The sequence below is a fragment of the Psychroflexus curvus genome (assembly GCF_020164585.1).
In the GTDB taxonomy this organism is placed as follows: Bacteria; Bacteroidota; Bacteroidia; order Flavobacteriales; family Flavobacteriaceae; genus Psychroflexus; species Psychroflexus curvus.
In genome coordinates, this window is the sequence record NZ_JAIQZF010000011.1 from 18502 (window position 1) to 40520 (window position 22019).

The following is a 22019-nucleotide window of genomic DNA, read 5'->3' on the forward strand; positions in this document are numbered from 1 at the left end:
ATGAATAAATTATATAGTTCAACACCCATTGTGTTTCAAAACATTTTGGTTAATATATACGCAATCAAACTTAGATTCACCAGATATAACAGAAAATTCCATAAATATTTAAAACTATATAAAAACGGAAAGGTTGATAATGAAGATTTGTTTTATAATTTTTTAAAAACTGCTGCAAAGTCTCCTTATTGGAATAAAAAGTTTGAGAAATATGATGTTAATCTTAATAATAATTTATATAAAGAAATAACAAAACTGCCTATTCTTAATAAAAATGAGGTCAAAGAGAGTATTGAAGAAATCATTAATATTAATAACGTAAGCGATAAAATCATTTACGTAAGTACAGGTGGAACGACAGGTAATCCATTAAATTTCCCCATAACTCTTGATGCAATTAATAGACAATGGGCTGTTTGGTGGAGATATAGAAATAAAAATGGTATAGAACTCGGGACTTGGTGTGGGTGGTTTGGGGGAAAGGTCATTGTTCCACAAAGTCAAAAAGAACCGCCTTTTTTTAGGAAAGATTATATTGGTAAGCAAATATTATTTAGTCCCATACATCTTAATTTCAAAAATGCTGAACATTATTATAATACAATAAAAAAAGAAAAATTAGCTTGGTTGCATGGCTATTCTTCACAGTTAAACTTATTAGCATCTTACATAATTGAATTAAATCTTTGTCCAATTGAATCACTCAAATTGATTACAATTGGAGCTGAGAATCTAACGAACGAACAAAAAATTAAAATTGAAACCGCTTTTAAGGTCCCAGTTAGACAACATTATGGCCTCGCAGAAGGGGTTGCTAATATTAGCGAGAGGCCTGATGGAAAATTGCGAATTGACGAAGATTTTTCTTATGTGGAATTTATACCTACGGATGATAAAGAAATCTATAAAATTATTGGTACAAATTTTACTAATCCTGCTTTTCCTTTAATAAGATATGATACTGGTGATTTAGTGAAAATTAAGCATGAGGGCAATGAATTTATTGTTCAAGAAATTTTAGGTCGTTCAAAAGATTTTGTCACCTTACCAAATGGCAATAGTTTCGGTCCTATGAATTTGATTTTTAAAAATATTGAATACGTAAGGGAAGCTCAAGTGTATCAGCCAAATACAAAAAAATTAATTTTTAGAGTGGTTAAAATTCCAGGTTATGATGAAAATAATCAAGAAGAGAAGTTATTAGAATCCATAAAAGAAAGAATTACAGATTCACAAGTTAGAATCAAAATAGAATACTTTGATAAACTTCCAAGAACTCATTCAGGAAAATTAAAAGCAGTCATAACAGATATTTAAATGAAACAAATCATTCAATCCTTTAAAACAGGAGACACCATATTAGAAGAAGTACCGGCACCTAAAGCAAAGTCAGGCCAGGTATTAATCCAAACCTCCAAAAGCTTAGTCTCACTAGGGACAGAGCGTATGCTGGTAGAGTTTGGTAAATCCAACTTGATTTCTAAAGCTCGCCAACAGCCTGATAAAGTAAAACAGGTACTCGATAAAATAAAAACAGAAGGTTTATTGCCCACACTGGAAGCGGTATTTAATAAACTAGGCGAGCCATTACCTCTAGGCTATTGTAATGTAGGTAAGGTTATTGCTGTTGGTGAGGGTGTTTCAGAATTTCAGGTAGGAGATCGGGTAGCTTCCAATGGCCAACACGCTGAGTTTGTTTCTATACCTAAAAATTTGGTGGCTAAAATCCCAGAAAATGTTAGCGATGAAGAAGCAGCATTCACAGTCATTGGCGCTATTGGCTTACAAGGGATTCGTTTATGCCAGCCAACTCTAGGAGAAACCATAGTAGTCACTGGATTAGGTCTTATTGGTTTGATGACAGCGCAATTGCTTAAGGCCAACGGCTGTAAAGTTATTGGTATTGATTTTGACCAGTCTAAATTAGATTTGGCAGAGCAATTTGGTATAGAAACCATTAATCCTGCTCAGGGAGACGATCCTGTAAAAACAGTAATGAATAAAACCAAAGGCATTGGTGCAGACGGTGTCATTATAACGGCCTCTACAAAGTCTAATGAAGTGATCTCGCAAGCAGCTCAAATGAGTCGTAAACGAGGACGGATTATTTTGGTTGGGGTTATTGGTTTAGAACTGAGCCGTGCTGAGTTTTATGAGAAGGAATTAACGTTCCAGGTGTCTTGTTCCTACGGTCCTGGACGTTACGATGATGTATATGAGCAACAAGGGCAGGATTATCCACTTGCTTTTGTAAGGTGGACAGAGCAACGCAATTTTCAAACTATTTTAGAAGCGATAAGTGCTGGAAACATTCAGGTAAAACCATTGATTACAGAAGTCATTCCTTTGGAAGACTACCAAAAAATTTATGGTGAGATAGGAGCTTCCAAAGCTATAGCTTCTATTTTAACCTATAGCAATTCCAATTATTCCAATCAGGTTGTTTTAAAAAGCAATGAAAACAACAGTAAAAATAATGGTTTAGCCATAGTAGGAGCTGGTAATTTTACTAAAATGACCATGCTACCAAAATTGAGTAAAACCAATGCCAACATCGTTAGCGTTGTAAGTAGTGGTGGTGTTTCAGGAACAGCTTTAGCCAAAAAATTTAATATTTCTAAAAGCACAACAGATATAAAAACGGTGCTTGAAGACGATACTGTGAATACAGTTTTAATAACTACCAGACACAACTTACATGCTCCAATGGTTTTAAAAGCTTTGGAAGCTAATAAAAACGTGTTTGTAGAAAAGCCTCTAGCTCTCAATCCTGAGGAGTTAAATCAAATAATTGAGACTTACCAGAAAAGTAATTCAGTATTAAGCGTTGGTTTTAACCGACGTTTTTCTCCATTTGCTACAAAAATGAAGGAAGTCTTAGGCAGCTCAGATAGCCCAATAAATGTCATTGCAACCATGAATGCTGGTATGATCCCCAGCAATGTATGGGTGCATGATTTAAAAATTGGTGGTGGTAGAATTGTTGGTGAAGCTTGTCACTTTATAGACTTAATTTCTTATCTCACAGGAAGTAAAGTCACAGAGGTCTGTATGAATGCTATGGGGGTGAATCCTGAAGAAAACACAGACAATGCAAGTATTTTACTAAAATATGAGAATGGCTCAACTGGGGTTATAAATTATTTTTCCAATGGAAGTAAATCCTATAGCAAAGAACGGGTTGAGGTTTATTCTCAAGAGCGTACACTCACACTTGATAACTGGCGAGTTTTAAAAGGCTATGGCTTTAAAGGGTTTAGTAAATTGAAATCAAAAATGGATAAGGGGCATTCAGCACAATTCACCAAATTAGTCCAACAAATTGAAAATAAAGGCGATGCTATCATTCCTTTTGATAGTTTAGTCAACACAACAAATGCAAGTTTTGCGGCGATTGAAAGCCTTAAGTCCAAAGCTTGGGTAACTTTGTCATAAATAATTTTTTAGAAGGAAAAAGCCGTAAGCTATAAGCCTTAAGCAATAAGCTATAAGCAATAAGCTATAAGCAGCCTACCGCCTACAGCCTTAAAACCAACAAAATGCGCAACTTCAAAAACTATGATATCTGGAAACTGAGTCATCAACTGACACTAGATATTTACTCTGTTACTAAAGATTTTCCAAACTCAGAAAAATATCAGATTATTTCTCAAATGCAAAGAGCAGCATATTCAATTCCTTCCAATATCAGCGAAGGATGTGGAAGAAAATCAGACAAAGACTTTAACCGTTTCTTACAAATAGCCCTAGGCTCAGCTCACGAACTGGAATATTTTGTCCTTTTATCAAAAGATTTAAACTTCATTAATGAAGAAACTTATACAATATTAGATGAAAAAATAAATAATCTAAAAAAACGAATCTACAGTCTAAGTCAAAAGCTATAAGCAGCCTAAAGACTATCGCCTACAGCCTAACGCCAAAAAAAATGCTAAAAAAACTTAGTCTCTTACTTCCACTTTTACCCAAGCTAGGCTATTGGAATGTGGCTTATATGCTTTGGTATCGCACTTCTTCAAAATTGGGCTTGCGAAAAGCAAAGTTCCCACTGGGAAATCCAGTAAAAGGGATTTTTTATAAAAGTATTTCTCTAGCATCCAATTATCCAAAGGAATGGAAGCCGCAATTGAAAGAAAGAGCAGATGCTATCATGCAGGGTCAGTTAGACTATTTCCATCACCATGGCTTTGAGGTGGGGAATCCTCCAAATTGGTTTACTAACCCGTTTGAAGCTAGTAAGCTCAATAATCCATATAAACACTGGACAGAGCTTAGTGATTTTGATTTAAACACGGGGGATATCAAAATCTTATGGGAGCCATCCCGTTTCGACTGGCTCACTGATTTAGCTCGTGCTTATAAAGTCTTTGGAGATGAAAAGTATTTGATGACGCTTAATGTTTGGTTACAAGATTGGAGTCAAAAAAATCCAAAAAACTGTGGGCCAAACTGGAAATGTGGACAAGAAACGGCTATACGAGTGATGAAACTTGTGACTGCCTCTCAAATTCTAGATCAAGACTTTGAGGCTTCTCAGCCATTGCAACAACTGATTTTTGAGCACCTGGAGCGTATTTCAGGAAACATCAATTATGCGATTGCTCAGGACAATAACCATGGGACTTCAGAAACAGCTGGATTATACATAGGAGCAACATTCTTGTTAAAACAAAAGGAACTCCAAGTTTCCTTAAAAAAACTTAGCTCCTACAAAAAACGTGGTCGTAAACTATTAATTAATCGGGTTTTAAAATTAATTGCACGACAGGGGACATTTGCACAACAATCGGTCACTTATCATCGGGTGGTCGTTGACACCTTTAGTTGGGTAGTGTATGCTATGCAGCGTTATAATGAGCCAAAGTTTTCTAATCGGGTCAACGAGCGACTACTAAAGTTAGGGCAGTGGCAAATAACCATGACTGCCAATGAAGAAGGAAACACACCAAACTTAGGTTCTAATGATGGTGCTATGTTCGAAAACCTTCATCAGTGCGATTATCGAGATTTTCGACCATCAACTCAGCTCTTTTTTGGAGTGCTTTTAAATAAAAGAGTTTACAATAATCAGCATCGCGATGGTTTTGACGAAGCATTATGGTGGCGCTATCCCAGTTCTTATTTAAATTTTCCTTTATATAAATCAGATCAACTTAAATTTGGAATATTAGATAAGCAGTTTCTTTACGTTAAAGAGGAGCAACTGAGTTTATACATGCGTTTACCACAGGATCAGTTTAGACCCAGTTCATCAGACGCTTTTCATATGGACCTGTGGGTTAATGGTAAAAATGTACTATGCGACTCTGGAACTTATTCTTATAATTCTGGCAGTGAAACCGATAGATTCAAATCGGTAACAGCACATAATACCGTTCAATTCGGCCATCATGAACAAATGCCTAAAATAAGTCGATTCTTATATGGCGGCTGGCTAAAAGCCTCAATTCAAAAGCCATTAGAGAAAAAATCTAGTATCTATAGTTTTTCTGCATCTTACAAAGACCATAATCAAAATAAACACATTAGAAGTTTTGAGTTGGATACTAACTTAAGTCAGTTAACAGTAAAGGATACTTTTGAGAAATCCAAAGAAACTGAAGCTACAGTGTTCTGGCATATCCCTGTCAGTGAAGGGCTTAATTTAAAAGCTGTAGATCAAAATTTAGAAATTTTAACACCGACAATTAGCAAAAGCGAAGCTTCATTATATTATTTGGAAAAGCATCCTATTCAGAACCTACAATTTTCTTCAACAACCAATCGAATCACTACACAAATTAGTTTTTAAAACATGAAAATACTTTTAATCCATCAATATTTTTTGGAGAAAAATGACGGAGGCGGTAGTCGATTTAATGAAATGGTGAAGCATTGGTCAGATTTAGGCTATGAGATAACTGTGCTTTCTGGCATGGTTCACTATGCAACAGGTAAGAAACCAGAAAAATATAAGGGTAAGTACTTTTATAAGGATCTTAATTTTTACAAAAATGCAGATGTTATTCGCTGTCATGTTTCAGATAGCTACAATGTCAATTTTATAGGACGATTATGGGCTTATTTTTCTTTCGTGTTTTCGGGGATATGGGCAGGCATGTTCAAAACTCGAAAAGAGTATGATGTCATTTTAGTTACTTCTCCTCCTTTATTTGTGGGGATTATTGCCTATGTTTTATCTAAATTAAAACGTAAACCTTTTGTATTTGAAATACGCGATTTATGGCCTGAATCTGCTATAGATACTGGTGTTTTAACCAACAAATGGATTATCAAATTCGCCTATTGGTTTGAAGCTTTTATCTACAAAAGAGCTGAAAAAATAAACGTGCTTACTCCTGCTTTTAGAAAAAAACTGATTGAAGATAAAGATATAGACAAGGATAAAATTTCCTTTATTCCTAATGCAGCCGATTTTAGTCTAGCGGAAAGTTTGCTTAGTGATTTTGATGCTCCAGCCTTTAAAACAAGTCTGGGTCTAGAAGATAAGTTTATCATCACTTATGTGGGAGCCCATGGTGTAGCCAACCATTTGATTCAATTGGTAGATGCAGCAGAGCATTTAAAAGAAACCCATGTCGTTTTTCAGCTCATTGGCGATGGTATGAAAAAGCATGAACTTATGAATGAAGTCAATAAAAGAGATTTACAAGATCAATTTATATTCAGAGACAGTGTTCCGAAATCGGAAGTCTTCAAATACATACTATCTTCAGATATGGGCGCTTCAGTTTTGAAAAAAGTAGATACATTTAAAACCATCTATTCCAATAAAACCTTTGATTATATGTCCTGTAAAAAACCTGTCTTATTATTGATTGACGGAGTTTCTAGAGATCTTGTTGATGAAGCAAGATGTGGCGTATACCTTGAACCCGAAAACACTCTAGAAATAGCTCAGGGGATTAAAGAAATTTTAAAATACGATCCATCGCAACTCAAACAAATGGGTAAAAACGGCTTCGACCATGCTAAAAAACACTTCGACCGAGTAGTTCTGGCTATTGGATACATAAAAGTCTTGAAAAAAGCCTTAATGGATACCAATAATCACAAAAATTAATTAAAAATTACTATTGTATTTACTAAATAATAAATGTTTTAATTATGTATAAAGTAATTTTTAAAAGAATTTTTGATTTAGTGGTTTCGTTAATTTTCTTTCTACTTATTTCACCTTTATTAGTATTAGTCATCCTCCTGATTTTATTATTTGAAAAGGAAACACCATTTTTTTTTCAATATAGGCTAGGTAAACATGGTAAGAAATTTAAATTATATAAGTTTAGAACCATGTTAAACAAAAAAAGGGATGTTACTCGAGAAATATTGTCAGGCGATAGTGAAGTCACAACCATAGGGAGTTATTTAAGGCGCTATAAGATTGATGAGTTACCACAAATAATTAATGTCATCAAAGGTGATATGTCTATTGTTGGGCCAAGACCTTGTATGGTAAACCAGTTAGTTGATTTTAATGAGGACGGTAAACAAAGACTTAAAGTAAAACCAGGACTCACTGGACTTGCTCAGATAAATGGGAATATCTATTTATCCTGGGAAGAAAGATGGAAATATGACAGAGAGTACGTTGAAAATTTGTCCTTCCTTTTAGATTTGAAGATTTTTTTTAAAACTATATTGATAGTTGTATACGGTGAAGATAAATTTATAAACAAACCTAATGTATAGAATTATAGTTATAGGGGCAGTTATCACAGCAAAACACACCCTAAGAAAACTTATCGAGTATGATTTTAATATAGTTGGAGTCTTAGGTCATGAACCATCTTTAAAAGAAAAAGTATCAGGATGGGTAGACTTAGAAGATTTGTCAAACCAGTATGGTTTAAATTACAAAGGGTTTAAAAGGATTAATGACAGTGAAAATATTCAGTGGGCAAAAGAAAAAAAAACTGATATTATTTTTGCGGTTGGCTTTTCACAACTGATGTCTGAAGATTGGCTAAATATGCCTAGATTAGGTTGTGTAGGTTTTCATCCCACTCACTTGCCGAAAGGAAGAGGAAGAGCTCCACTAGCATGGTCAGTCTTGGAACAAGCTAAAGGCACAGCAACTTTTTTCCTTATGGGAAAAGGAGCTGACGATGGGCCTATTTTCGTTCAGGAAACTTTTGATATCGAAGAAGAGGATGATGCTACATCAGTAGGAAAAAAAATAGAAGAAGCCATAAATATTAGCCTGTCTGATTGGTTACCCCAACTTAAAAGAGGAATTTGGGAACCAATTCAGCAAGAGGAAAGTGAAGCGACTTGGTATGGTAAAAGAACTGCTGAAGACGGAATTATCAATTGGAATAATTCAGCTTATTATATTGATAGATTAATAAAGGCAAGTACTAGCCCTCATCCAGGAGCCTACACTTACTTTAAAGATGAAAAAATGATTATTTGGAAAAGTTCTTTAGAAAAAAATATTCCAATTAAAGGTGTTGTCGGTCGTGTCCTAATAATAGATGATCTAAAAGGCTATTTGGTTCAGTGTGGAACTGGTCTTATATGGCTTAAAAATTTAACTCTAGAAAATAATCTTAAGCTTAGAGTAGGGGATAAATTGGGTTACGATATTGAAGATGAAATTTTTAAAATTAAAAAACTATTAAAAAACATTTCAAATGAATAAAGTTTTAGTTCTGGCGCCACATGCAGACGATGAAGTGCTAGGTTGTGGAGCAACAATATCAAAACATATAGAACAAGGTGATGAAGTTAAGATTGTAATTGCGACAAATGCAAGTAAAGGTGCACCTCAATTATTTACGGACTCCGATATAGATTTCGTTAGGAAAGAGGCGCTACAGGCTCACAACGCTTTAGGAATAAAGGAAACTATATTTATGGAATTTCCAGCACCTTCTCTAAATGCTTTTCCAGAGTATAAAATCTCATTAGAGCTCTCAAAAGTGTTCTATAACTTTCGTCCAACACATTTGTATCTTCCTCACCCTGGTGATATTCACCAAGATCATAAAGCAATATATAGAGCTGGTTTGGTTGCTGCAAGACCTCAGGGAAAATATAAAATAAATAATATCTATTGCTATGAGACTCTCTCTGAAACTGAATGGACTCCTTACCAAGAAAGACCTTTCGTACCCAATCATTTTGTCGATGTTAGTGATGTGTTTAAAAACAAGATTGAATCAATGAAGTGTTTTACATCTCAATTGAAAGAATTCCCTCATTCACGATCATTAGAAGCGCTGGAAGCCTTGGCAAAATATAGGGGTTCCACGATCGGTGTAAGTAGAGCGGAAGCTTTTTGTGTAGAAAGACAAATATGTTAAAATAAAATTTTTTAAAAACGCCACCAGGTTAAACCAGGCATTACCGGCTGGGCACAGGTCAATGGACGAAATGCTATTTCCTGGGAAGATAAATTTAGATTGGATATTGAGTATGTCAGGAATCAAAGCTTTGCATTAGATATAAAAATCCTATTTTTAACTATAAAAAAAGTCTTTGTTTCAGAAGGTATAAATCAGGCTGGGCAGGCTACAGCAGAAAAGTTTAAAGGGAATATAGAATCCTAAAAATAAAAACTATGAAAGATAAAATAGCAATTATAGGAGCCGGAGGTTTTGGTCGTGAAGTAAAAATGTTGATAGATCAAATTAATGAAAACAAACCTAAGTATGATATTATCGGTTTCTATGATGATGATAAAAACTTGCCAAATACTATTAATGGTTTGCCCTATCTAGGTTCAATTGATGATTTGACAAAAAGGGATGATAAAATATCAATAGCATTGGGTATTGGGATTTCTGATGTAAAAAAAAATATAATTAAACGATTAGAAAATTTTGAATTCAAATATCCTACTCTTATTCACCCGAATGTTTGGCTAGGTAAGGATGATGTTATCATAGGAAAAGGTTGTGTTATTTGCGCTAACGCAGTTGTCACCTGTAACATTATAATAAGAGATTTTGTGACTTTAAACTTGTCTTGTACAGTAGGTCATGATACTGAAATTAAAAGCTTCTCATCTTTTATGCCTTCGGTAAACATTTCAGGAGAAGTAACTATTGAAGAAGGAGTTTATGTAGGCACAGGTGCAAAAATAATTAATCAGTTACAGATTGGAGAAAATACTATTGTTGGTGCAGGAGCCGTTGTTGCAAAATCCTTACCTGCAAATTGCACCGCTGTAGGGATTCCTGCAAAACCCATCAAGTTTCATTCTTAAAACTGTTATTTGTCACTTTGCATGCCCGTCTCAAGCTTTGAATGAGTTTTTCGGCGATTGATGAATTTCACTTTTAGCATTATAAAAAGAATATGTCCTTAAAGCAGAGGATCACAACATCTTATTTATTCCTTCCGGCTATGTGTCCGCCATCAAACCGCTAAGCGGCAAGCCTACCCTCCAGGATTCCCAAAACGACGATTACAGATTTGATAGTAGTATGTGGTATTATGATTCGTTTATGTAGTATCCTCCCCCCAGCCCCCTCCCAAGGAGGGGGAGAAATACCTCCCCCAGCCCCTTCCGCCGTCTTCGTCAAAGTCCATGTCTTTGTCACTTCCCCTAAAACGCCCTGCCGATTACACGAATAATCGTAGCGATTTACCAACAACCCGTAATAATGAACCCGTAATAACCAAACCCGTAACCCGTAATAATTCCGAGTTAGTCGCTTGCGCTCCATTGCGAGTTAGCGCTACGCTTTATTCCGAGTTAGTCGCTGCGCTCTATTGCGAGTTAACCCGCAACCCGCAATAAAAAAACCCGTAATAACCAAACCCGCAATAACCAACCCCAATAATAATGAGTAAAATAAAATCATTTGAGGACTTAAAAGTGTGGCAGGATGCTCGTGAATTGAATAAAAAAATGTTTCAGATTTTGAAGGGTAAAGACGATAAAAATACTGGCTTTCTGATCAATCATTTGTTCAAAACAAGCGGTAGCATAATGGATAATATTGCAGAGGGATTTGAGAGAAATGGTAATAAAGAGTTTAAACAATTTCTTTCAATTTCAAAAGGAAGTGCAGGTGAGCTGAGTTCACAATTATATAGAGCTTTAGATGCAGCAATTATTAATCAAGAAGAATTTAAAGAGCTTACAGACATAACAAAATCAATTGGCAATCAACTTGGTTCATTTATGTCGTACTTAAAAACAACAAGTTACAAAGGCGGGAAATTTTAAGTCGCTTGCGCTTTATTGCGAGTTTGTCGCTGCGCTCTATTCCGAGTTAACCCGCAACCCGCAATAAAAAACCCGTAATAACCAACCAGTTTGTTTGAAAGCTTTTAAATGAACTCAGAGTGCATTAAAATAAATTTAAATAAACTAAATAAATGAATTTGTTTATTTTAGCATATAAAAATGAACTATGAGTACCGTTAAACCATCCAAAATAAACAGGTTGTTAAAATTACAGCCATCCGGAGTTGTGTTAATTAGTAGTTGGCTAGTGGAGCAAGGCTACAGTCCAGAATTACTCAGGAAGTACCGTAATAGTAATTGGTTAACAACCATAGGAACTGGAGCAATGATAAGGGAAAATGACCAATTAGTATATTAACCAAAACGGTCAACGCTATTTAGGGAAGGTCATTCCTCTTTGTTCTATGTTCTTTTCTCCATTTTCTAACATCTGGAATCTAATATCTACTCCCCATTCCATCTCAACTCTACTTCGACTGCGCTCATTACAGGCAATTCCATATTAAAACAATTGGAATTAAAGTGAAGAGTAAAGAATCTAGATTTTTTCATTATTAATAGGTAAGAATTTAAAACTGGCCTACTTTTTATGGATGTAAAAAAACAAGAAAGTAGTGAAGTAAGGGTGAAGGAGCAATGCCTTAGTGAAACGGTTGGCATTGCGTGGAGGAACTGCTTTTGTAGTTTTTAAAGACATAAAAATAAGCCTAGTCTCCAAGGCTTTGGGGATTGGTTCTCCCGATAGCTATCGGGATTGGGCGATGCAAATCGAGGCACGAGATTCATGAACACTTAAAATAATAATAACGAGGGTGAACTAAAAAAGAATGGAAGTTTCAATTAAAATTAAAGGCATTAAATTAATATTATCAAAAAATAAAAAGATCCCTCGTCGAAGCAAAAAAAAACTTCTCTCTCGGGATGACAGTAGAAATGGTCATTTCGATACGTTTTGATTATCATCAAAACACCTGGCTTTGCCAAGTAAAAAAGTAAATTCCTCCCCCGGCCCCTTCCGCCTCAGGCGGAGAGTTTGTTCGATGGCTTGATGTTTTCGTTTGGTCTTTGTCTTCGTCAATGACTTCGTCAAAGTTAACGTCTTCGTCACTGCCAACAGCCAACAACAAATTTCTTAAATCTGCACAAAAAAAACCCTTAAAACTGCACAATGAAAATGCTTAAATTTGCACAAATTAATTTTTAAATTACTTTTGTATAACAAATTAAATGTCATGGGTTATGTAAAAAGATTGGTTGAAGATGACTTAGTATCAAAGATGTCAGCTTCTGGGGCCTTATTAATTAAAGGACCTAAATCTTGCGGGAAAACTGAAACGGCAACTCAATATGCGAAAAGTATTCTGAAAATGGATCGAGACCCACAAGTTTCGGTCATGATGAGAACCAATCCACAGTTATTATTGGAAGGAGAAACTCCAAGATTGATTGATGAATGGCAAGAGCAACCAGAACTATGGAATTATGTGAGGCATGAAGTCGATCAACGGAAGACTAAAGGCGTATTTATACTTACAGGGTCTGCCAATCCACCTGAAAATGTGAAGCTTCATAGTGGTGCCGGACGCTTTACCGTCTTGCAAATGGACACGATGACCTGGCAAGAATTAGGATACTCCACAGGAAATGTAAAAGTCTCGGATTTGCTTAGTGGAACTGTAAATGACTATTATGAACCAGCTATTTCATTGGAATATATTGTTGACAGAATATGCATAGGGGGGTGGCCTACGCTCATTGATTCTGGGCTAAAAGAGGCTTTGAATATGAACCGGGCTTATATTGATTTGCTTTGCGAGGTGGACATAAGTCAGGTATCAGGCGTGAAGCGTAATCCTCATAAAGTAAGAAGTTTATTGCGCTCTCTCTCCAGAAATATCGCAACTTTAGTCGATAATAAGACCTTAGGAAAAGACGTTCAACTAAATGAAAATAACGAATTATCAAGAAATACACTTTCCGATTACTTGAATGCCTTGTCCAAATTAATGATTCTCTTTGAGCAACCGGCTTTTAACCCTCATATTCGTTCAGCTGCCTCTTTACGTAAATCCCCCAAAAGACATTTATGCGATCCTTCTTTAGCAGTTGCTGTTTTGGGTTTGGGAAAAGAATCATTGATGAAAGATCTTAACTATACAGGGTTTCTGTTCGAATCATTAGCCATACACGAATTGAATGTATATGCAAAAGCAAATGATGCTACAGTATACCACTACAATGATTCTTATGGCTATGAAGTAGATGCTATCGTGCAGAAACGCAATGGAGATTATGCAGCATTTGAAATCAAACTAGGTGTAGGTTATATTGATGAAGCAGCAGAAAATCTTAAAAAGTTTGAAGCTAATATTGACTCAGGAAAAATGGAAATTCCAAAATCATTAAATATCATTACGGGAACAGGCATGAGTTACCGACGTCCCGACGGAATCAATGTTATTTCATTAGTTTCACTTGGGAAATAGCTTGATCGATCAGTGATTTATAGTTACAATACATAAAATACCCCACCTTGTTATTGTTTGCGTTTCGTGACACCTGATCGGCCAATGCAAACCCAACTCAGCAGAACTATCGAGAACCGTCCCAATCCTGATATAGCCAGGAATTGCAATCGAACAGCAAACCTGAGTTGAGTAGTTATTGAGTCTTTGAGTTTTTGAGTGGTGAGTATAGAATTATGAAAATAAACAATTAGCATATTAAGCAAAACGGTCAACCTATATCAGGGAATGACATTATACTTACTACTTTTTACTTACTATTTTGTACTTTTAATATTTACTATTTTACTTCTACTATCGTTTTCGTCACTGCCAAGCCATTCCCCCTTTGGGGGCTAGGGGGAAGCCAACAGCCAGTTTCCAACGTCTTCGTCAAAGTCCATGTCTTTGTCACTTCCCCTAAAACGCCTCGCCGATTATACCACTATGCGATTACACGATTGCACGAAAAATCACTACAAAACCTTTAAGTAAATCAAAGTATTTAGGCTTATAACCATAAAAATTAAATAAATAACCATATTTTTACGCCCATAACCTTAAAAATATGATTTCACGTTCAGGATATATAGAGGCCATTAAGCCATTTATTGGTAGGCCACAGATTAAAATTATTACTGGCATTAGACGTTCAGGCAAATCCACAGTGTTGCAGTTGCTTAAAAATGAACTGTTGACAAGGGGAGTGGAACAAGAGCATATCATTTTTATTAATCTGGAGAGTTTTAGATACGCAGACCTATTGGAAGCATCAAAACTGTATCAATTTATAAGTAATCAAATTCAACAAGAAAAAAAATACTACTTACTTTTAGATGAAATCCAGAAAGTAAAAGATTGGGAAAAAGCAGTTAATTCCTTTTTAGTTGATTTTGATGTAGACATCTATCTTACAGGTTCTAATTCACATTTACTTTCATCAGAATTAGCCACCTATTTGGCAGGGCGGTACGTTGAAATTCCGATTTTTACCTTGTCATTCCAGGAATATTTACACTTTAGAAAGCATTATTTTTCGGAGGCTAAAAATACAGGAAATCAATTTTTAGAGTATCTACGGAAAGGGGGGTTTCCTGTAATTCATACCTTAGATTATTCGGAGGAATCTGCTTACAAGGTCGTTTACGATATTTACTCATCTGTGATTCTTAGAGATACAGTACAACGCTATAAGATAAGAGATGTGGAGCTATTAGAGCGGGTGATTAGATATGCTTTCGACAATATTGGTAACACATTTTCGGGTAAAAATATAGCCGATTACTTCAAAAGTCAGAAACGCAAAATAGATATCAATACGGTTTATAATTATTTAAACGCCTTGGTGGGAGCCTTTATTTTGCATCGTGTTCCGCGTTATGACGTAAAAGGAAAAGAAATCCTTAAAACCCAAGAAAAGTTTTACGTCAGTGACATTTCTTTGATTTATGCAACTATGGGAAATCGCGACAGAATGATTGCAGGGATACTAGAAAACATCGTGTTTTTAGAGCTTAAAAGAAGAGGATTCAAGGTTTATATTGGCAAGTTAGACCATAAAGAAATTGATTTTGTAGCCGAAAAAAATAACCGTAAAATTTACTTACAAGTTGCTTATAAACTGGAGAGTGAAGACACCGTAGAAAGGGAGTTTGGAAACTTATTGGCTATCAAAGACCACTATCCCAAATATGTTGTAACTATGGATGACTTCTGGAAAGATACTATTGAAGGAGTTCAGCATTTATACATCACCGATTTTTTGTTATCGAAAGAGCTATAATGATAGAAAACTGAGATGTGTGTTTTGCCAGTAGACCAGCCCGCCTGACTGACGCTAGTCGGGCAGGTTGAGTAGTCTTTGAGTGGTGAGTGGTGAGTATTGAATTATGAAAATAACCAATTAGTATATTAACCAAAACGGTCAACGCTATTTAGGGAAGGTCATTATACTTACTACTTTGTACTTCTAATATTTACTATTTAACTTCTACTATCATTTTCGTCACTATCAATCCATTCCCCCTTCGGGGCTAGGGGGCGCTTTATGTTCTTTTCTCCATTTTCTAACATCTAGAATCTAGAATCTAACATCTACCAAAAGATCCCCTTCGGGGGCTAGGGGGCTCCCACCAGTCAAAGATCAAGCGTACTAAGATTTTGGAAAAATAAAATATGTAACTTTGTAACTAAAGTCATATGAAATGGAAACAATTATCATACAAACAGACCCTAAAAAGTCCAAAGCCATAAAGCAGTTTTTAAAAGCCTTTGGCGTAAGGTTTGAAACCGAAAAATCGCCATACGACCTCACTTTTGTAAAAAAGATTAAAGAACGTACTCAAAGTGTAGAAGCAGGGAATACCCTAACAGTTGATCCAAATAACTTATGGGAAAGTTTAGGATTAAAGTAGAAAAAGCAGCACGATTAGATTTTGATAAGGTGTATAAAACCGGTAACAAAGCCAGTATCAAAAAAATTGAACAAATAATTACTGAGCTTTCAGAGCACCCTTATACAGGTACAGGCAACCCTGAACAATTAAAATACAACCTAACTGGCTACTGGAGCCGGCGTATCAATAAAAAAGACAGAATAGTGTATCAAGTCATTGAAGAACCCGACCGATTGGTGGTTATCGTATCGGCTTTAGGGCATTATTAAATCGGGGTGCTGGGATAAAGTTTCCTAAACTCAGTTATCCACTTTGTCAGTTCGAGTGATTTTAAGTGAAACGAAAAATTGTATCGAAAACCAGTTCAACACTTTACCAGTAGACCAGTTCACCAGTATACCGGTTGGCCAGTTCTGGTTCTTCTGAAATATCGAATACTAAATAATAAATACTGAATCATGAATAATCTAAATTTTTCTTTTCAAATTCAGTTAACCAATTGTCTTCGTTATCGTTTCTTCAAGCACTAGCCGATTATACCATTACTCGACTACACGATTACACGAATAAGCGTAGCGATTTACCAACACTAAAATTTCAATTGGTGGCTGAGCCTGCCTGCGTTGCCGGCAAAGGCAGGTGTCCGCCTCAGGCGGATGTATCGAAGCCCCATTGTGAGGAGCAAAAGATTATTCCATCTCGACTCTACTTCGACTGCGCTCAGTACAGGCAATTCGATGTTAAAACAATTGGAATTAAAGTGAAGAGTATAGAATACAGTCTTCAGCATCATTGTTTACATATTAAAACTGGCCTATTTTTTATGGATGTAAAAAAACAAGAAGGTAGTGAAGTAAGGATGAAGGAGCAATGCCCTAGTGAAACGGTTGGCATTGCGTGGAGGAACTGCTTTCGTAGTTTTTAAAGACATAAAAATAAGCCTAGTCCCCAAGGCTTTGGGGATTGGTTCTCCCGATAGCTATCGGGATTGGGCGATGCAAACCGACGTAGGAGGTTCATGAACACTTAAAACAATAACAAGGGGGGTGAACTAAAAAAGAATGAAAGTTTTAATTAAAATTAAAGTCATTAAATTAAGATTATCAAATAATAAAAAGATCCCTCGTCGAAGCAAAAAAACTTCTCTCTCGGGATGACAGTAGCTAACGGCCAAAAGCCAACAGCCAGTTTTCAGCGTCTTCGTCATCGTTTCTTCAAGCGCCCCGCCGATTATACCACTATTCGATTACACGATTACACGAAAAAGCAGCAAACCTGAGTTGAGTAGTTATTGAGTCTTTGAGAGGTGAGTATAGAATCATGAAAATAAACAATTAGCATATTAAGCAAAACGGTCGACGCTATTTAGGGAAGGTCATTATACTTACTACTTTTTACTTCTAATATTTACTATTTAACTTCTGCTATCGTTTTCGTCACTGCCAAGCCATTCCCCCTTTGGGGGCTAGGGGGAAGCCAAAAGCCAACGGCTTAAAGCCCGTTTTCAACGTCATAAAAATCACCTTACCAACTCATAACACATCGCTATCTAAAGATTTATAAACTAAAAACGCACTACAATAGTGCAAAAAATATAAAAAAACGCATTATATAAGTGCGTTTTTTGTATTTTTACTGAAAATCAGTCCTATGGAAAGCCTTTTTGAATATGCCAATAAGCTTATAAAAGAAACCGATCTTGGGTTTATGAGGTATATGCATACTCAAATCAACTGGGATAATCGGTTGATAGGCTTGCTGGGCGCAAGAGGTGTAGGCAAGACGACACTGGTGCTTCAACACATTAAAAAAAATCTTCCCCAACAGCAAACCCTGTATGTGACTGCGGAGGATTTTTATTTTTCGAGTCACAGTCTTGTCGATTTAGCAAGTGAATTTGTGAAGTATGGCGGTAAGCATCTCATTATAGATGAAATACATAAATACCCGGACTGGTCCAAAGCACTGAAACTCATTTACGATTACCACAAAGATTTGCAGATTGTGTTTACGGGGTCTTCGGTTCTGGATATCAAAAAAGGAAGTGCCGATTTAAGCAGAAGAGCGGTCATGTACCATATGAAAGGCTTGTCTTTTAGAGAATACTTGAGTCTTTTTCATCACATTGACCTTCCGACATACACTCTGGATGAGGTGCTTAGCCATAAAGTGGAGGCTCCACAATTACCGCATCCCTTAGCCTTATTTTCAAAGTATTTAGAGCAAGGCTATTATCCTTTTTCCCTGGAAGCTGATTTTGACATACGACTAAAACAAATCATCAACCAAAGTCTGGAAGTGGATATTCCTGTGTATGCAGGGATGAATGTAGCTACAGGCAGAAAGTTAAAACAATTACTTGCTATCATTTCGCGTAGTGTCCCTTTTAAACCCAATAGGACCAAAATCGCAGAATTCCTGGGGGCCAGTCGGAATAATATATCAGATTATCTGCTTTATATAGAAGAGGCAGGAATGATAGGGCAATTAAGACCCTCCACTGGTGGAATCAGGGGTTTGGGGAAAGTTGATAAAATTTACTTAGACAATACCAACCTTATTTATAGTTTAACTGAAGGCGAACTAAATACAGGTAATTTGAGAGAAACCTTTTTTTTCAATCAGTTAAACCAAAGTCATATTGTAACCTCATCCAAAGACGTTGATTTCAAAATTGGTCATCTACATTTTGAAGTTGGAGGTAAAAGCAAAGGCAAAAAGCAGCTGAAGGGACTTGATCATGCCTTTTTGGTGAAAGATAATATTGAAACTGGATACCTCAACACTATTCCTCTCTGGCAGTTTGGTTTGTTGTATTAAAGAGTGAACAGTGAGGAGTGAATCAGTGAACTGCTGAACATTGGTAGACCTGTTGACCAGCCCGCCTGACTGACGCTAGTCGGGCAGGTTGACCGGCCCGCCTGAATGACACTAGTCGGGCAGGTTGACTAGTTAACCAGAAGTCTTAGTCAAGGTCTTCGTCATCGTTTCTTCAAGCGCCCCGCCGATTATACCACTATTCGATTATACGATTACACGAATAAGCGTAGCGATTTACCAACACTAAAATTTCAATTGGTGGCTGAGCCTGCCTGCGTTGCCGGCAAAGGCAGGTGTCCGCCTCAGGCGGATGTATCGAAGCTCCGTTGTTAGGAGCAAAAGATTATTCCATCTCGACTCTACTTCGACTGCGCTCAGTATAGGCAATTCCATATTAAAACAATTGGAATTAAAGTGAAGAGTATAGAATACAGTCTTCAGCATCATTGTTTACATATTAAAACTGGCCTATTTTTTATGGATGTAAAAAAACAAGAAGGTAGTGAAGTAAGGATGAAGGAGCAATGCCCTAGTGAAACGGTTGGCATTGCGTGGAGGAACTGCTTTCGTAGTTTTTAAAGACATAAAAATAAGCCTAGTCCCCAAGGCTTTGGGGATTGGTTCTCCCGATAGCTATCGGGATTGGGCGATGCAAATCGAGGCACGAGATTCATGAACACTTAAAACAATAATAACGAGGGTGAACTAAAAAAGAATGAAAGTTTTAATTAAAATTAAAGTCATTAAATTAAGATTATCAAATAATAAAAAGATCCCTCGTCGAAGCAAAAAAAACTTCTCTCTCGGGATGACAGTAGCTAACGGCCAAAAGCCAACAGCCAGTTTTCAGCGTCTTCGTCATCGTTACATAAAGCGCCTGCCGATTACACCCTTACACGAAAGAGCGCAGCAAACTTGAGTTGAGTAGTATGTGAGTCTTTGAGTGGTGAGAGTTGAGTATAGAATTATGAAAATAAACAATTAGCATATTAAGCAAAACGGTCGACGCTATTTAGGGAAGGTCATTGTTCTATGTTCTTTTCTCCTTTTTCTAATATCTAACGTCTGATATCTAATATCTACGAAAAAAAAGATTCCCTGCCTTTGCCAAGGAACGCAGGCAGGCTCACCACTCACCACTTGTCTTCGTCTTCGTCAATGTCTTTGTCTCTGCCAATCCACCTAAGGCGGACTAGGAGGACACTTCACCACTTGTCTTCGTCAAAGTCATAGCCAAAAAACAATAGTGCACATCATGATATGCAAAATATAGTTATATTTGTATAATACAATATGCATTATGGAGGATTTATTTAGAAGATACCGAAAAAAAATACAACAGGTCAGCACGGATTTTGTTAGAAGTTTTATTCATGATGTCAATTGGAACGCTAGATTAATTGGAATTAAAGGTGCAAGAGGCGTAGGAAAAACAACTTTGCTATTACAATATATAAAGTTGAATTGCAGTGAAAATCTAGAAACTGCATTGTATGTAAGTTTAGACTCCTTCGGTTTTAAAGATAAAACATTAGTTGACTTAGCAGATGAATTCGTTCGACATGGAGGAAAGTATTTGTTTCTGGATGAAGTGCATAAATATCCTAATTGGGCTCAAGAGTTAAAAAATATTTATGACGATCACCTTGAGCTAAAAGTAGTTTTTACAGGTTCATCTCTGTTGGAAATATTAAACTCTCGAGCCGATTTGAGTCGTAGAGCTATTATTTACCACATGCAAGGATTATCATTTAGAGAATATCTTGAGCTTGAAACAGGAAAAAAAATCGAGCAATATCCCTTGGAAGCTATTTTAAAAGATCATGTAAAAATCGCAGGTTTAATAAATGATAAAATAAAGCCATTTCGTTATTTTAATAGCTATTTAAAACAAGGTTACTACCCATTTTACAAAGAGGAGCCTGATTTATATGAACAGCGTATAGAAGAAGTCATCAACATGATGCTCGAGGTAGAACTACCTTTATTGCGCGGTATTGATGTTGGTTTAGTCCCGAAAATAAAACAACTATTAACAATCATTTCAGAGTCTGTCCCTTTTGTGCCTAATATAGCGGCTTTGAGTCAAAAAATGGATATGCATAGAACTACCTTGTTATCCTATTTACATTATTTGCAAGAAGTAGGCTTAACTATTCATTTGCAAAAAGAGGCTCACGGGAATACAAAGTTGCAGAAACCAGCTAAGGTTTATTTAGAAAACACTAATTTAATGTTTGTACTTTCTTCTCTAAACATAAATACAGGCAATGTTAGAGAAACTTTTTTTGCTAATCAATTAAGCCAAAAAAATAAGTTGAGCTATCATGAAAAAACAGATTTTTTAATCAACAATACCTATGCTTTTGAAATTGGAGGTAAAGACAAGTCTAAAAAGCAAATTAAAGGTTTAAAAAATGCTTTTGTAGTTGCAGATAATATAGAATATGGTTACCAAAATAAAATACCATTATGGCTTTTTGGGTTTTTATATTAGCCACCAGTCGACTAGCTGCCCAGTTCTCACTGGAATTTCGAATACTGAATAATAAATACTGAATACCGAATTATGAACAATTTAAATTTGTTAGTTCACATTTTTCTTTTCAAATTCAGTTAACCAGAAGCCAAAGTCTTAGTCTTCGTCATCGTTACATAAAGCGCCTGCCGATTATTCGAATATTCGATTACACGATTACACGAAAAAGCAGCAAACCTGAGTTGAGTTGTTATTGAGTCTTTGAGTTTTTGAGTGGTGGGTATAAAATTATGAAAATAATCAATTAGTATATTAACCAAAACGGTGAACCTTATTTAGGGAAGGTCAGTATACCAGTTAACTAGTAGTTTTAGTCAACGTCAAAGTCTTCGTCACCGTTACATAAAACACCCCGCCGATTATACGATAGAGCGCATCGATTTATTTATACTTACGTTTCCCCATCTCACCAGGAAAACACCCTTTGCCTTCGGCATTTCCCTCGTATGTTTGATTTCATATAAATATAGATTTATAAATTTAAAGAATCAATTATAAAGGGTCTCAATAAGAGTATGGTTCTTCCCTTGATAACAATTACGTATATCGCCCTTGAG

General features: G+C 36.0%; 17 protein-coding genes and 1 pseudogene. All 18 read left to right on the forward strand.

Annotation, left to right across the window (positions count from 1 at the left end):
* The 18 genes and pseudogenes from LB450_RS13315 to LB450_RS13400 all read left to right on the forward strand — a co-directional run bounded on the left by LB450_RS13315 (position 1) and on the right by LB450_RS13400 (position 21420).
* Complete coding sequence (locus tag LB450_RS13315; protein ID WP_224489735.1) at positions 1-1317, forward strand: phenylacetate--CoA ligase family protein; 1317 nt, start codon at positions 1-3, stop codon at positions 1315-1317.
* Complete coding sequence (locus LB450_RS13320; RefSeq protein ID WP_224489737.1) at positions 1318-3435, forward strand: bi-domain-containing oxidoreductase; 2118 nt, start codon at positions 1318-1320, stop codon at positions 3433-3435.
* A gap of 104 nt (positions 3436-3539) precedes the next feature.
* A complete protein-coding gene (locus LB450_RS13325; protein WP_224489739.1) occupies positions 3540-3887 on the forward strand; it encodes a four helix bundle protein in 348 nt (115 codons plus the stop codon).
* Positions 3888-3928: 41 nt separating this feature from the next.
* Complete coding sequence (locus LB450_RS13330) at positions 3929-5791, forward strand: heparinase II/III domain-containing protein (RefSeq protein ID WP_224489740.1); 1863 nt, start codon at positions 3929-3931, stop codon at positions 5789-5791.
* A gap of 3 nt (positions 5792-5794) precedes the next feature.
* Positions 5795-7063 carry a glycosyltransferase family 4 protein gene (locus LB450_RS13335; protein WP_224489741.1) on the forward strand — a complete coding sequence of 423 codons (1269 nt, stop codon included), beginning with the start codon at positions 5795-5797 and terminating at the stop codon, positions 7061-7063.
* Positions 7064-7107: 44 nt separating this feature from the next.
* Positions 7108-7692 carry a sugar transferase gene (locus LB450_RS13340; protein WP_224489742.1) on the forward strand — a complete coding sequence of 195 codons (585 nt, stop codon included), beginning with the start codon at positions 7108-7110 and terminating at the stop codon, positions 7690-7692.
* Complete coding sequence (locus tag LB450_RS13345; protein WP_224489744.1) at positions 7685-8644, forward strand: methionyl-tRNA formyltransferase; 960 nt, start codon at positions 7685-7687, stop codon at positions 8642-8644. Before LB450_RS13340 ends, LB450_RS13345 begins: the two co-directional genes overlap by 8 nt.
* Positions 8637-9308 carry a PIG-L deacetylase family protein gene (locus tag LB450_RS13350; protein ID WP_224489745.1) on the forward strand — a complete coding sequence of 224 codons (672 nt, stop codon included), beginning with the start codon at positions 8637-8639 and terminating at the stop codon, positions 9306-9308. Before LB450_RS13345 ends, LB450_RS13350 begins: the two co-directional genes overlap by 8 nt.
* 15 nt (positions 9309-9323) lie before the next feature.
* A pseudogene (locus LB450_RS13355) lies at positions 9324-9554 on the forward strand (sugar transferase); the annotation flags it as partial.
* A gap of 11 nt (positions 9555-9565) precedes the next feature.
* Positions 9566-10213: an acetyltransferase gene (locus LB450_RS13360; protein ID WP_224489746.1), complete on the forward strand. Its 648-nt coding sequence runs from the start codon at positions 9566-9568 to the stop codon at positions 10211-10213.
* 582 nt (positions 10214-10795) lie between these two features.
* Positions 10796-11182, forward strand: coding sequence for a four helix bundle protein (locus LB450_RS13365; protein WP_224489747.1), 387 nt, complete (start codon positions 10796-10798; stop codon positions 11180-11182).
* Positions 11183-11369: 187 nt separating this feature from the next.
* Complete coding sequence (locus LB450_RS13945) at positions 11370-11561, forward strand: AbiEi antitoxin N-terminal domain-containing protein (RefSeq protein ID WP_224489748.1); 192 nt, start codon at positions 11370-11372, stop codon at positions 11559-11561.
* Positions 11562-12435: 874 nt separating this feature from the next.
* Complete coding sequence (locus tag LB450_RS13375) at positions 12436-13689, forward strand: ATP-binding protein (protein ID WP_224489749.1); 1254 nt, start codon at positions 12436-12438, stop codon at positions 13687-13689.
* A gap of 586 nt (positions 13690-14275) precedes the next feature.
* The gene (locus LB450_RS13380; protein ID WP_224489750.1) at positions 14276-15490 is read left to right on the forward strand and encodes an ATP-binding protein; all 1215 of its coding nucleotides are present in this window, start codon (positions 14276-14278) and stop codon (positions 15488-15490) included.
* Between the two features lie 421 nt (positions 15491-15911).
* Positions 15912-16121, forward strand: coding sequence for a DUF2683 family protein (locus LB450_RS13385; RefSeq protein WP_224489751.1), 210 nt, complete (start codon positions 15912-15914; stop codon positions 16119-16121).
* Complete coding sequence (locus LB450_RS13390; protein WP_224489752.1) at positions 16097-16372, forward strand: Txe/YoeB family addiction module toxin; 276 nt, start codon at positions 16097-16099, stop codon at positions 16370-16372. The genes LB450_RS13385 and LB450_RS13390 overlap by 25 nt, the downstream gene beginning before the upstream one ends.
* Before the next feature lie 1381 nt (positions 16373-17753).
* Positions 17754-18923: an ATP-binding protein gene (locus tag LB450_RS13395; RefSeq protein ID WP_224489753.1), complete on the forward strand. Its 1170-nt coding sequence runs from the start codon at positions 17754-17756 to the stop codon at positions 18921-18923.
* A gap of 1300 nt (positions 18924-20223) precedes the next feature.
* Positions 20224-21420 (forward strand): ATP-binding protein, encoded by a 1197-nt coding sequence (locus tag LB450_RS13400; protein WP_224489754.1) that lies wholly within the window; start codon positions 20224-20226, stop codon positions 21418-21420.
* Positions 21421-22019 lie beyond the last annotated feature (599 nt).

Bases quoted from the DNA above. Each gene is read 5' to 3' on its own strand.
- LB450_RS13315 (WP_224489735.1), top strand. From the start codon at position 1: ATGAATAAATTATATAGTTCAACACCCATTGTGTTTCAAAACATTTTG.
- LB450_RS13320 (WP_224489737.1), top strand. From the start codon at position 1,318: ATGAAACAAATCATTCAATCCTTTAAAACAGGAGACACCATATTAGAA.
- LB450_RS13325 (WP_224489739.1), top strand. From the start codon at position 3,540: ATGCGCAACTTCAAAAACTATGATATCTGGAAACTGAGTCATCAACTG.
- LB450_RS13330 (WP_224489740.1), top strand. From the start codon at position 3,929: ATGCTAAAAAAACTTAGTCTCTTACTTCCACTTTTACCCAAGCTAGGC.
- LB450_RS13335 (WP_224489741.1), top strand. From the start codon at position 5,795: ATGAAAATACTTTTAATCCATCAATATTTTTTGGAGAAAAATGACGGA.
- LB450_RS13340 (WP_224489742.1), top strand. From the start codon at position 7,108: ATGTATAAAGTAATTTTTAAAAGAATTTTTGATTTAGTGGTTTCGTTA.
- LB450_RS13345 (WP_224489744.1), top strand. From the start codon at position 7,685: ATGTATAGAATTATAGTTATAGGGGCAGTTATCACAGCAAAACACACC.
- LB450_RS13350 (WP_224489745.1), top strand. From the start codon at position 8,637: ATGAATAAAGTTTTAGTTCTGGCGCCACATGCAGACGATGAAGTGCTA.
- LB450_RS13360 (WP_224489746.1), top strand. From the start codon at position 9,566: ATGAAAGATAAAATAGCAATTATAGGAGCCGGAGGTTTTGGTCGTGAA.
- LB450_RS13365 (WP_224489747.1), top strand. From the start codon at position 10,796: ATGAGTAAAATAAAATCATTTGAGGACTTAAAAGTGTGGCAGGATGCT.
- LB450_RS13945 (WP_224489748.1), top strand. From the start codon at position 11,370: ATGAGTACCGTTAAACCATCCAAAATAAACAGGTTGTTAAAATTACAG.
- LB450_RS13375 (WP_224489749.1), top strand. From the start codon at position 12,436: ATGGGTTATGTAAAAAGATTGGTTGAAGATGACTTAGTATCAAAGATG.
- LB450_RS13380 (WP_224489750.1), top strand. From the start codon at position 14,276: ATGATTTCACGTTCAGGATATATAGAGGCCATTAAGCCATTTATTGGT.
- LB450_RS13385 (WP_224489751.1), top strand. From the start codon at position 15,912: ATGGAAACAATTATCATACAAACAGACCCTAAAAAGTCCAAAGCCATA.
- LB450_RS13390 (WP_224489752.1), top strand. From the start codon at position 16,097: ATGGGAAAGTTTAGGATTAAAGTAGAAAAAGCAGCACGATTAGATTTT.
- LB450_RS13395 (WP_224489753.1), top strand. From the start codon at position 17,754: ATGGAAAGCCTTTTTGAATATGCCAATAAGCTTATAAAAGAAACCGAT.
- LB450_RS13400 (WP_224489754.1), top strand. From the start codon at position 20,224: ATGGAGGATTTATTTAGAAGATACCGAAAAAAAATACAACAGGTCAGC.